The following is an 11,049-nucleotide window of genomic DNA, read 5'->3' on the forward strand; positions in this document are numbered from 1 at the left end:
ACGCCCAAGGTCCGCGCCGACGCCGCTACAAGGTCAAAACCAGCCTGGAGATGCAAGTCGTTACACGACAAGCGACAGTGCCATTCGTGTCAGGAACCGATTTAAAATTGGGAACAGCGTTGTTTCCGTCAGGCAATTTGCTGGCGCGGGATTCGGGTGTTGGTTGACTTGAGTGCGCTGCGGAGCGATGGCGATTCAACTGGGGTGCCTGACCTACGAGTTTAGTTGCCGGCGCCGCCAGAATGAACGGCGCGTGGAGAATGCGAGGGTGGCGGCGGCGATGGCCAGGAGGGGGGCGGCGGTTGGTTCTGGGACTTCGTGGAGGATGAGTTGGTCTTGGAGGGGGTTGCGGAAGCCGCACTAGTCGCCGTCGGCCAATTTCCGCGCGCGATGGTTCGGACTACGTCGGCCGCTTCGAAATGCAGGTTGAGGCCTTCGACATGCACACGGCATCGTAGCCCTGCCCTGTCCAAGAACCAAGCAAAATGCCGTTGCATGAGAATTCCCTAGCGCGGCAGGTACGCTGTTGGCGTGGGGCCTTAGCCGAAATAGCTGGACGGCGACCGGGGCGCTTTTGACGGATATTCTCTCAATGACGGCTGTTCCGGCGGCCGATGAACGGTAGTGACCCAGTTTCTTTTCCGCTTCGCGCGCCGGCCGCTTTCCGGGGCGCTGGGGCGACGTTTACCCGCAGTTCGACCTGGATTCTCGCGCACAAAGGGGGGACACGCTATGCATCGCCGGATGCTCTTGGCCCTGGTCTGCGCCGCCGCCGCGTGGGGCATGCTCCCCGCCGGTGAAGCGGCCGCCCAGCAAGCCTACGGCCGCGCCTGGGGGCACACCTACAGCACGACCGATTGGGAACGCTTCTACCACTATCCGTACACCTACTACCCGCAGAATTTCTGGGGACCGGACTACTACAAGAGCTCCGAGAGCCTGTACTTCCGCTACCCGCCCGAGATGCGGATCCCGGTCTACAACAAGCGCTGGCACAACGAGTATCCGGAAGCTCGCAAGTATCACCGCGGGCATCACTTCATTCTGGATACGTTCTAAGCCGGCGATGATGGTGGCAAATCGATGCACAGGCCGCGGGGATAACCTCGCGGCCTGTTTCGTTTTTTCACGGGGAGGAGTTTGAAGTTTTCAGTGTTCAGTTTTCAGTGAGGACGAGGAGCCAAAACACTGAAAACTGAACACTGAAAACTTCAAACTAACTCCGATGTGAATCCTTGCGATCGCCGCACATTAGCGGAACACCAGCTTCATCACGTCCGACGCACCGAGCGTGCGCGGGCTGGAGAAGAGTTCGCCGGCGCGGAAGCCGGCGGCGGTGCCGTAGTGGTGCGCGATGGACATCGCCCGGTCGAAGACCTGCGCCTTCTCGGGCGGGAACTGGGTTTGATAGCAGCGGATCGACGCCATTTTCATGTCGAGCGTGTCAGAGATGTCGGCGACGAAATGTCCGAGGCCGGGCGGCATTTCCAACGAGATGAAAGACAGCGAAAAGTAGAGCTGTGCGGCGATGGTGTGGACCGGCAAGCCGTCGAACTGTTCGTCCCACTTGGTGAGCCGGGAATAGAACACCGCGGCGTCGGTGATTTGCATCGCCTGCCAGTGATCGGGCGAGGCGAGCGGCGTTTTCTCGCCGAAGCCGATGACGAGTTTCGGCCGGTACTTGCGGAACTCCTTGGCGAGCGCGACGCGGTTCTCGAACGTGTCGAAGAGCCGGCGATTGGTCAGATCGAGTTGAATGCGCGTCTCGACGCCCAGCGCTTTGGCGGCCGCGGCGGCTTCGGCCAGCCGCACTTCCGGTCCCGGCGAGCGCGGCGTGGGTTCGCCGTCGGTGAGGTCGATGATGCCGACGCGATAGCCTTGCCGGACGAGTTGTGCTAGCGTGCCGCCGCAGGCGATTTCCACATCATCCGGATGAGCGCCTACGGCGATGACGTCGAGGGTTGGGAAGTCCAATTCCGCCATCAGCAACCTTTAGTCATTGGACATGAAGATCCGGATCCATGCGTTCGTGCAATACGCGAATTATTTCGACTACGTCATCTTGGCGAGTGCGATAGACCAGTACATGTCGGGGCTTGTGAACCCGTTCGTTTCGATTAGAGACACGGTCGCGGCTGAATCTGACGTGATAGGTTCGCGCGGCCGATTTCAATCCTTCAACCGCGTAGCTGCCAATTCGATGCGCGTCGTCTACGATGTCCTTCAAGCTCTGGAAAATCAGTATCTCATATCGATCACGGGCGTTTTCGCCAAATGCAGAGGCCGTCCAGCGCAGTACATCCTCGATATCCGCATTTGCACTCGGTGATAATACGTACTTCGGCCGAGGCGAACTCATTGCCCGACCTCGGAAGCCCTTTCGCACGCTTGACGGCCGAGGCCATGTAAGTATTCCTTCAACTCTTCCTCGCCGTGCAGCATAATGCCTTCTCCGCGATCAAGCTGTTCGATCCCTTCGTTGCACAACTTTCTGAGCAATTCCAGTCTTTCCTGATCCTCATTGGTCTGCCGTTCTAGCAGGCGCAGTGCAGCGCGCACCACTTCTCCCGCGTCCGGAAAACTGCCACTGGCGATCTGGCCGTCAACAAACTGTCGAAAATGCTCAGTCAATTCCACCTGGATCGTTGACATCTCAAAATCTCCGGAAGTGGCGCTCGAGTTAGCTCAGCCTATTCTATCACAAACCGTGTCGCGGTCGCGCATTTCTCTCCGCGCCTAAGCGCCTCCGCGGCCTAACCGGTCTTCACCACGGCCAGCAAGAAGCTCGGGTTGAGGGCGTCGAACCGCACTCTTTCCAACTGGTACGTTCCGCGGGCGACGTTGATCATCCAGACTTTCACGTCTGACTCGCGACGTTGCAGCGTGCCATGCACGTCGGCCAGGTTTTCGATGCTGCCGACGTTCGCCACGAGGCGGCCGCCGATGCGCAACCGCTCGTAGGCCGCTTCGACGAGGTCGCCGAGTTCCCGGCCCGTGCCGCCGAGGAAGATGGCGTCTGGTTCTTGGAGATCGCGCCAGGCCTCCGGCGCGCGGCCGAGGACGGGCACGAGGTTTGTTAGACCGAAGCGTTGCGCGTTGGCGAGGATCAGGGAGTGATCTTCCTGATCCATTTCAATCGCATACGTCGTTCCGCCGGAAGCCAACTGCGCCGCCTCGACGGCCACTGAGCCGCTGCCGGCGCCGATGTCCCAGACGATGCTCCGCGGGCCGAGGTCCATTTCCGCCAAGGCCATCGATCGCACTTCGGCCGGCGTGAGCAATCCGCTCTTGGGCTTCGATTGCAGGAACATCACGTCCGGGTTGCCAAAGAGTCGCTTGCCGAGCGCTTCGGCGGGGCGGTCCGGCACGTGCGGCTTGCGGACGAGAATCATCACGTTCAACGGCGCGAATTCGTGACCAGCAATGTCGGCCAATTCGCCTTGCGTCACGCGCTCGTCGGGCGAACCGAGGTTCTCGCAGACGTAGCAGGAGAAGTAATCGATCTTGCGATCGATCAACGCTTTGGCGACCGCGGCGGGCGTGTGGGCTGCGGAGGTGAACATGCCGACCTTTTCCGCGACGCGGATTTTCTCGATCACCGCGTCGAAGGCGTGATTCGCCAGATTGGTCAGATAGGCTTCTTCCCAGCTTTCTTTGACGCGCGCGAAGGCCAACTGCATGCTGCTGACGTGCGGCGTGACGTCGAAGTGATCTTTGCCGACGCGTTCGCAAAGATAGCGCGCGGTGCCGTAGAACAGCGGATCGCCGGAGGCCAGCACCACGGCCCGCTGTTGCGCGGCGGCCGAGAGCCGCGCCACGGCCTGATCCAGGTTCGCCCCGAGCACGAATCGCTCGGCCTTGGACTTCGGCGCGAGGGCTAGCGTGTGCTCCGCCCCGAGCAGCAAATCCGCCTCGTCAATCAATTGCCGGGCCTGGTTTGTCAGCCCCGCGACGCCGTCGTCGCCGATGCCGATGATGTGAATCTTGCGTCGTTCTGTGGTCGGGGCGGGCATGTTCGTGCGGTTCGTGTGGGGGGAGATTTTGTAGCTTCCACCACGGAGGCACGGAGGCACGGAGTGGCATTGCCGATTGAACCGCAAAGTCGCTGAGGCGCAGAGAGCAGGAGGAATTTGACCGCGAAAGTCGCTAAATATCGCGAAAGTCGGACATGCTTTTTTGTGTCAAAGCCAAACCAGCACTGACAGTTCCTCGTTTCGCGTCATTTCGCGTATTTCGCGGTTCAACTCCCCTTGCTTCGCCTCTTTGCGACTCCGCGGTTCAAACCGCGCTCCGTCTCCTTGTCCTCCGTGCCTCCGTGGTGAAATCCTGGAAAGGCCGTTTTGACGGCCTGTGCCGGTGATTCTAGGCCCCGGCGTCCAATACTGACAACGCCTCCTGCCCAACGGGCGGCGGGCAACGTAGAGTTGTTATCCCAATTAATTCCCTGGCGAACGCATGGCGGACAACGGATGGAGTGGCTGAGCGTCATTATTCTGGCAGTGATCCAAGGGATCACCGAGTTTCTGCCGATCAGTTCCGACGGGCACCTGGCGGTGGGCGAGGCGCTCTGCGAGAGCCTGTTCCACGTCAAATTCGCCAACAAACTCGGGCTGACGATCGTACTCCACGCCGGCACGTTCGTCGCCGTGTTGGCCTTCTATTGGAACCGCGTCTGGCGATTGCTGGGAGCGGACATTCACGTGCTGGGACTGTTGATCATCGGCACGTTGCCGGCGGTCGTGACGGGCATGTTGTTGAAGGTCTTCGCCTCACATTGGCTGGAAAGCCCGTTGCTGACTGGCTGGCTGTTGCTGGTCAACGCGGCGCTCTTGTGGTGGGCCAGCCATCGGCCGCTCGGCACGCTGACGTATCAGGAACTCACCTGGCGGCAGGCGCTCGTAATCGGACTGTTTCAAGCGGTGGCGCCGTTGCCAGGAATTTCGCGCAGCGGCAGCACGATCGGCGCCGGGTTATGGCTCGGCCTGAAACGCGAAGACGCCGCGACGTTTTCATTCTTGCTCTCGCTGCCGGCCGTCGGCGGCGCGATCGTTTTGGAAACCATCGACATCGCCCGCAACGGTAACGCGGGGCTTTCCTGGACGATCCTGGCCACCGGCGCGGCAGTCTCCTGCTTCGTCGGCATTTTTGCCCTGCGCTGGCTGATTACTTGGCTACAGCGCGGCAAGTTGCAGTACTTCGCGCTGTGGTGCGTGCCGATGGGCTTGGCGGTGATTGCCTGGCAGATGACGATCGCGAGATAGCGCGTTCGTAGCTACGCAACTCATTGTGACGAATAGCGCTCTTGCTACTTGTTCCAGCCTTCAAGCCGTCTGGCGAAAACCTCATTCTGCGGGTTTTCGAACAGTTCATCCGCTTCCGGTTTGCTGAAGAACTCCTGCAACTCAGCCGGAGTGGCCGTGATTCGTACGGTCATTGATCGCTTGTCTTGCTTGACGGTCCCTGACAGCCGTCCGCTACGAACAACAGAAGCAAAAGCCTCAGGGCTTGGGCTCCAGAGTCGCAATTCCCCCTTTCTCGCATCGTGATGAAAGCGGAAGAACCAATGCCCCTGAGCTCCTTCATCTAGGATCTTGTCGAACAAGCAGTACGAATGGTCGCCAAGTCGAGTCAACATGAGCGTAGAATCGATTGCTTCAAAGCGATCTTGCTTCTCATTCCATTGCAAACGCGCCATCACGAGCCGGCCATCGGACACGTATTTCAGTTGCAAAGTCGATGAAGTCGCATGCTGCTTTGCGGAAGGGATGTACCAAGTGCCATCAAGCTTGCGACCTTCTTCCTTGCGCAACGGACTGCCGATCGGATGATCCAAGAATACATGGTCGCAGCCGCAGAAGGAACCGATCGTCAACAGAGCCCCAAGGAACATAGTAAGCCGTGGCATAAAACGCTCCCGTTGGGAATTGCCTGCATCGACAGGATTATGAGCGCGTCTCATAGTCGTTGTACGCATCCATCGCCGGGTCGTCCCAGCCCGCGAGACCTAACGCCACTCCCTGCGCTGCATACGTTGCTCGCAGTTCTTCCAGGTCCAATGCGAACGTTGAACTCAGCCGCTCGCCCAAGTAGTCGGCCAAGGCCTGTTGCATTTCCGGCGTGATAGGGAAAAACATGAGCGAATTGTACCGCCATGCGGTGAATTCCGCAAAATCAATGGGACGGCTTGCTCCCTGCGGGGCTAGCTAAGGGCGGCTATACTAATGGAAGCGACGAAAACCTTACTTTCGCGGAGCCCCGCGTCCCATGCCTGTCAATTTGCTACGCAATCTCCCCTCGGTGAACGAGCTGCTCGAAAGCCCGCCGCTCAGGAATCTGGCGGCGCGGCTGAGTCATAGCGTGGTGGTGACGCGCGCGCGGGGCGTGTTGGAGGAGTTGCGGAGCGAGTTGAAGACCTCGGCGAGCGAGGCCTCGTTGCCGAACGTGGCCGATTTGGCGGAGCGGATTGCGCGGCGGATTTTGGAAGGCGAACAACCGTCGCTGCGATCGGTGGTGAACGCGACGGGCATTCTGCTCCACACCGGATTGGGACGCGCGCCGTTGGCCGATGAGGCGATCGACGCGCTGGTCTCCGTGGCGCGCGGATATGCAAGCGTCGAGCTTGATCTCGCCAGCGGCGAACGTTCGCAGCGCATGGCCGCGGTCGAGGGACTGCTCAAAGAGCTGACTGGGGCCGAGGCGGCGCTCGTCATCAACAACAACGCCGGCGCGACGATGCTGACGCTGTCGGCCTTGTGCGCTGGGCGCGAGGTGATCGTCTCGCGCGGGCAGTTAATCGAGATCGGCGGCAGCTACCGCTTACCGGACGTGATGTCCACCAGCGGCGCGAAGCTGCGCGAAGTCGGCACGACGAACAAGACGCGCATTGACGACTACCGCCAGGCGATCGGCGAAACGACCGCCGCGCTCTTCCGCGCGCATACGAGCAACTACCGCATCGTCGGCTTCACGGCCGAGGCGAGTCTCGCCGAGTTGGTGGCGCTCGGGCGACAGCACTCGCTGCCGGTGATCGATGACATTGGCTCCGGCGCATTGATCGATCTCACCCCCTGGGGCGTAACCGGCGAACCGATGGCTTCCGCCAGTATCCGCCAGGGGGCCGACTTGGTGTTGTTCAGCGGCGACAAGTTGCTCGGCGGCCCGCAATGCGGCTGCATTGTCGGGCGGCGCGAGTTGGTCGAACGGATCGCCAAGCATCCGATGACTCGCGCGCTGCGCGTAGACAAGCTCACGCTTGCGGCACTTGCCGCGACGTTGCCGTTGTATCGCAAGCCGGAAGAAGCTCAGCAAAGAATCCCGCTGCTGCAACTGCTGACGACGCCGATCGAAAACCTAAAGCTGCGGGCGGAACGCCTCGCGACGCAATTGGCCGCGATCCCCTCGGTGCGCGCGGCCGCCGCAATGGAGGACGTTGCGTACCTCGGCGGTGGCTCGGTGCCCACACAACAAATCAAGACCTGGGCCGTGGCGCTAACGCCGGCGGAGTTGAGCGTCGACCGCTTCGCGCAGGCGCTACGCATCGGCACGCATTCGGTCGTGGGACGCATTCAGGATGGCAAGTTGCTGCTTGATTTGCGGAGCGTGTTCGCGCGGCAGGATCAGGATCTGGTGACGGCGGTGAGCCAGGTTGGCGGGCAAGAGGCGATGGTGGACAATTAGAGCCGTTAGTAGTTGCCATAGGCGATGATTGCATGTCCCATGTTGACGAAGCGCGATTTCCACTTTGGTCTCTGTTTGCGTTCGTGTTTTCATCGGCTTTGTCGCTCGGCGTGTGGAATTGGATGGATCGACGAGTCGATTGCCTCGAACGCGTTAGCAACATTGACGTGTTAGTGACCGTTGTTGCTGCCAGTCCACTCGTTTTCTGTTTGGTTCCGCGACGTTGGCTTCAGTTTCCGAGAGCGTTGTTCTTTCTCTGGCTGCCCTGGCCCAGCACGGCGATGATGATCGGGCTCCGCGATTTCATCGACGACCGCAAGGGGACGCCAATCAATGCGTTGTTCTTGGCCATCGTTTCCTTCGTGACGATTTTCACGCCGACGATCATCGTGGGCATGCGCCGCAGCCGCGTCGTTTCGATAGCCCCGACAGGGGCGACAGACAATAGCCAGGGGTGCAAACCCCTGGAAAACGTCGCCGACGAATGATTCGAGCCCCAACGGGGCGGCACTTGAAAGGCAACGCTGTTGTGCGCGGGTCTCCCGACCCCGCACTTTGCCCGACCGAAGGTCTCCATTTTTGACACGACGCGTGGCAGGCGGCGGTTAGCACAAGGCTGGAGACCTGCGGTCGTTGGTCGTGCGGGGTCGGGAGACCCGCGCACAACAGCGGATTCGCAAAGTGTCGCCCCGGTGGGGCTCAATTACTTTTTTGGGCCTTTTCCCAGGGGCTCGCGCCCCTGGCTATTATCTGTCGCCCCTATCGGGGCTATTTCGGTCGTGCGATGATGGATGCGACGCATTCTTCAGTAAGACGCATTCCTCAGTAAACAGACGCGCGGGCCATGCTCAACGCCACTTTCCTCTACACCACCTGCCAGGTCGGCGCCGAGCCGGCGCTCAAGCGAGAGATTGCTGCGCGGTATCCGGAGTTCCGGTTCGCTTACTCGCGCCCCGGGTTCCTCACCTTCAAGTTGCCGGCCGATCGGGCGCTCAAGGCGGATTTTCGGTTGGAGTCGATCTTCGCCCGTGCGTACGGCTTTGTGCTGGGGAAAGTGACGGCGGACTCGATCGAGGAGCGGGCGCAGGCGGTCTATCAGCTCACGGGCGAGCAGCCGTATACGCTGATGCACGTCTGGCCGCGCGATCTATGCACGCCGGGGCATCACGGGTACACGCCGGGGATGAATGAACATTCCGTGGCGGCGCGCGAGGCGATCCTCGCCGCCTGGCCGGAAAGTGATCCGCGCCGCGGGTGGCTCACTCAGCCGCCGCGCGAAAAGCCCGGGCAACTGGTGCTCGACTGCATCGTCGTTGGCCCGAACGAATGGTGGGCCGGCTATCATTTCACCGCCGGCTACGTCTCACGGCTGCCGGGCGGATTGCAGTCGCTCGAATTGCCGCCGCATGCCGTCTCGCGGGCGTATCTCAAGATGCAAGAAGCGCTCGCCTGGGCGCAGTTTCCCTTCGAGGCGGATCAGCAAGCCGTCGAAATTGGCTGCGCACCCGGCGGCGCCGCGCAGGCGCTGATGGAGGCGGGCTTGATGGTGACCGGCATCGATCCCGCCGAGGTTGATCCCGTCGTGGGGAACGATCCGCGCTTTCACCACGTGCGCAAGCGCGGCGCGGATGTGCAACGGCGCGAGTTCCGCAAGACGCGCTGGCTTGCGGCCGACATGAACGTCGCGCCGCAATACACGCTCGATACCGTGGAGGCGATCGTCACGCATCCCGAGGTGGAAATCCGCGGGCTGTTGCTGACGCTCAAGCTGCTGGATTGGGACCTGGCGCAGATGTTGCCGGAATACCTCGAACGCATCCGCGGCTGGGGCTACCGCGACGTCCGCGCACGGCAACTCCAATTCAACCGCCAAGAAATCTGCGTCGCAGCCCTCCACGGCGGCAAATCACGACCGCCACGCCGCGACGACGTTCCTGCCCGACGCAAACGCGGAGCCCGGAAGTAGTTTGCCCGCGAAACACACGAAAAAAAGGCCGGGGGTTTGTCCAAGAAATACAGGGGGTAACACGGGAAACCTCATGCACTTGTGAGTTGTTCCGCGCGTTCCATGGACAATTACTTCGGCTCTTTTCCGATCCTTTTTCGTATGTTTTGCGTGTTTCGCGGGCAAATCATTTCCGAGTTCCAGCTTCCATATTGCGCGTCTCCTCCTGCACTTCCACCGTCACCGCGTCGGCGGCGGCGTGGGGGAGGGCGATTTTGCGGCCGTCGGTGAGTTCGACTGTCCACATGTTGCCGTTTTGTTGGCGCGGGCCGAGGCGCACTGATGTGCCCGGCTTCAAGAGATCGTTCGCCGCTATGGGACCGACGCTGACGATCGTCGCGCGATGGCCTTCGCGGAGTTGGCTCACCTTGACGAGCTTGCCCGGCGCGACGGTGTCGCGATCGACTGGAATTTCACTGCCGTGCGGATCGCGCAGTGGATGGCCGAGCTTGTCGTCGATGTAGTCGACGGCCGCGGGATCGTGAACGTGTTCTAGTTGATGAGCTTTGGCGTGAATCTCCGTCTCCGGAGTGCCGACGTGTTCGAGATACGCCTCCCAGAGACGATGAGCGCGTAGAACTCGTTGCGCTTCGCGCTTGCCGGTCTCGGTGAGTTTCAGGCGGCCGTTTTCTTCCTCCATTAGATTCTGCCTGGTGAGCGCGCGGACGGCCTTGGCAATGGCTTCGGGACGGGACTCGACGACGCGGGCTTGCACTTCTGCGAGGGTGGGATGCCCATCGCCGGCGCGGAGGACACAGCTCAGCACGTCTTCGACCAACTGCTGCGGGACCATTTGCGCTCGGCGCAGCCAGCCGGCGATCAATCCGTAACGTGGCGCGACGACCAGCACGAACAGGAACTGCACTGTGCAAAAAGCCACGATCGCCGCGCCGCCGGCGATGTTGGTCCACAGCGAAACGTACAAGCCGCCGACGACGCTGGTCACGCCCAGCAGGGCGCTGACGACGAGCATTCGGCTCAGGCGATCGCAGAGCAAATACGCGCTCGCGGCAGGCGTGACGAGCAGGCCGACGACCAGGATCACGCCGACCATCGTGACGGCGCTGACCACGACGAGCGATGTGCAGGTGGTGAGCAGGTAGTCGATCCCCAGCACCGGAATGCCGATCGACGCCGCCATCACGGGGTCGAAGCTGGTGAGTTGCAATTGGCGGTAGAAAATCAACACCGCCGACAAAACCACGGCGGCGACGATGCCGGCGACCCAGAGATCGGTATCGTTGACGGCCAGCACTTGCCCCATCACGAAATGCAGCAGATCGACGTGAATGCGGTGCGAAAAGACGGAGGCGAGAATGCCGCCGGCCGCGAACACGCCGGTATACATGATGCCGATGGCGGTGTCG

The 11,049-nt window shown here is 61.2% G+C and carries 12 protein-coding genes; 6 read left to right on the top strand and 6 right to left on the bottom strand.

Translation table 11 applies throughout. The annotated features are described in order from the left end of the window. Positions 1–783 precede the first annotated feature (783 nt). Positions 784–1,059, top strand: coding sequence for a calmodulin-binding protein (locus tag SGJ19_25055; GenBank protein MDZ4783529.1), 276 nt, complete (start codon positions 784–786; stop codon positions 1,057–1,059). Between the two features lie 192 nt (positions 1,060–1,251). On the opposite strand, the gene SGJ19_25060 is transcribed toward SGJ19_25055, so the two are convergent. Then, the gene (locus tag SGJ19_25060) at positions 1,252–1,983 is read right to left on the bottom strand and encodes a PIG-L family deacetylase (protein ID MDZ4783530.1); all 732 of its coding nucleotides are present in this window, start codon (positions 1,981–1,983) and stop codon (positions 1,252–1,254) included. A 22-nt stretch (positions 1,984–2,005) separates the two neighbouring features. Here SGJ19_25060 and SGJ19_25065 point away from each other — a divergent pair, with 22 nt between their 5' ends. Then, complete coding sequence (locus tag SGJ19_25065; protein MDZ4783531.1) at positions 2,006–2,329, top strand: hypothetical protein; 324 nt, start codon at positions 2,006–2,008, stop codon at positions 2,327–2,329. A 26-nt stretch (positions 2,330–2,355) separates the two neighbouring features. On the opposite strand, the gene SGJ19_25070 is transcribed toward SGJ19_25065, so the two are convergent. Both SGJ19_25070 and cbiE read right to left on the bottom strand, forming a co-directional pair. Beyond that, positions 2,356–2,652, bottom strand: coding sequence for a type II toxin-antitoxin system ParD family antitoxin (locus SGJ19_25070; protein MDZ4783532.1), 297 nt, complete (start codon positions 2,650–2,652; stop codon positions 2,356–2,358). A 101-nt stretch (positions 2,653–2,753) separates the two neighbouring features. Beyond that, positions 2,754–4,013, bottom strand: coding sequence for a precorrin-6y C5,15-methyltransferase (decarboxylating) subunit CbiE (gene cbiE, locus SGJ19_25075; protein MDZ4783533.1), 1,260 nt, complete (start codon positions 4,011–4,013; stop codon positions 2,754–2,756). 456 nt (positions 4,014–4,469) lie between these two features. Between cbiE and SGJ19_25080 the strand changes: the two genes are divergently transcribed. Continuing rightward, positions 4,470–5,261, top strand: a complete 792-nt coding sequence (locus SGJ19_25080; protein MDZ4783534.1) for an undecaprenyl-diphosphate phosphatase — start codon at positions 4,470–4,472, stop codon at positions 5,259–5,261. A 44-nt stretch (positions 5,262–5,305) separates the two neighbouring features. On the opposite strand, the gene SGJ19_25085 is transcribed toward SGJ19_25080, so the two are convergent. Beyond that, a complete protein-coding gene (locus SGJ19_25085; protein MDZ4783535.1) occupies positions 5,306–5,959 on the bottom strand; it encodes a hypothetical protein in 654 nt (217 codons plus the stop codon). Further along, positions 5,943–6,134, bottom strand: a complete 192-nt coding sequence (locus tag SGJ19_25090) for a hypothetical protein (GenBank protein MDZ4783536.1) — start codon at positions 6,132–6,134, stop codon at positions 5,943–5,945. The genes SGJ19_25085 and SGJ19_25090 overlap by 17 nt, the downstream gene beginning before the upstream one ends. A 130-nt stretch (positions 6,135–6,264) precedes the next feature. Between SGJ19_25090 and selA the strand changes: the two genes are divergently transcribed. From selA to SGJ19_25105, 3 genes are all read left to right on the top strand, one after another. Beyond that, the gene (gene selA, locus SGJ19_25095) at positions 6,265–7,677 is read left to right on the top strand and encodes an L-seryl-tRNA(Sec) selenium transferase (GenBank protein MDZ4783537.1); all 1,413 of its coding nucleotides are present in this window, start codon (positions 6,265–6,267) and stop codon (positions 7,675–7,677) included. A 32-nt stretch (positions 7,678–7,709) separates the two neighbouring features. After that, positions 7,710–8,165, top strand: coding sequence for a hypothetical protein (locus tag SGJ19_25100; GenBank protein ID MDZ4783538.1), 456 nt, complete (start codon positions 7,710–7,712; stop codon positions 8,163–8,165). A gap of 356 nt (positions 8,166–8,521) precedes the next feature. Then, entirely contained in the window at positions 8,522–9,643 is a 1,122-nt protein-coding gene (locus SGJ19_25105; protein MDZ4783539.1) for an SAM-dependent methyltransferase, read from the top strand. A 166-nt stretch (positions 9,644–9,809) separates the two neighbouring features. Here the strand turns inward: SGJ19_25105 and SGJ19_25110 are convergent. Next, positions 9,810–11,049 (bottom strand): iron chelate uptake ABC transporter family permease subunit (locus SGJ19_25110; GenBank protein MDZ4783540.1); only part of this gene is annotated, 1,240 nt, incomplete at its 5' end.

This window comes from Planctomycetia bacterium, from assembly GCA_034440135.1.
Taxonomy (GTDB): domain Bacteria; phylum Planctomycetota; class Planctomycetia; order Pirellulales; family JALHLM01; genus JALHLM01.

Bases quoted from the DNA above. Each gene is read 5' to 3' on its own strand.
- SGJ19_25055 (MDZ4783529.1), top strand. From the start codon at position 784: ATGCTCCCCGCCGGTGAAGCGGCCGCCCAGCAAGCCTACGGCCGCGCC.
- SGJ19_25060 (MDZ4783530.1), bottom strand. From the start codon at position 1,983: ATGGCGGAATTGGACTTCCCAACCCTCGACGTCATCGCCGTAGGCGCT.
- SGJ19_25065 (MDZ4783531.1), top strand. From the start codon at position 2,006: ATGAAGATCCGGATCCATGCGTTCGTGCAATACGCGAATTATTTCGAC.
- SGJ19_25070 (MDZ4783532.1), bottom strand. From the start codon at position 2,652: ATGTCAACGATCCAGGTGGAATTGACTGAGCATTTTCGACAGTTTGTT.
- cbiE (MDZ4783533.1), bottom strand. From the start codon at position 4,013: ATGCCCGCCCCGACCACAGAACGACGCAAGATTCACATCATCGGCATC.
- SGJ19_25080 (MDZ4783534.1), top strand. From the start codon at position 4,470: ATGGAGTGGCTGAGCGTCATTATTCTGGCAGTGATCCAAGGGATCACC.
- SGJ19_25085 (MDZ4783535.1), bottom strand. From the start codon at position 5,959: ATGAGACGCGCTCATAATCCTGTCGATGCAGGCAATTCCCAACGGGAG.
- SGJ19_25090 (MDZ4783536.1), bottom strand. From the start codon at position 6,134: ATGTTTTTCCCTATCACGCCGGAAATGCAACAGGCCTTGGCCGACTAC.
- selA (MDZ4783537.1), top strand. From the start codon at position 6,265: ATGCCTGTCAATTTGCTACGCAATCTCCCCTCGGTGAACGAGCTGCTC.
- SGJ19_25100 (MDZ4783538.1), top strand. From the start codon at position 7,710: ATGTCCCATGTTGACGAAGCGCGATTTCCACTTTGGTCTCTGTTTGCG.
- SGJ19_25105 (MDZ4783539.1), top strand. From the start codon at position 8,522: ATGCTCAACGCCACTTTCCTCTACACCACCTGCCAGGTCGGCGCCGAG.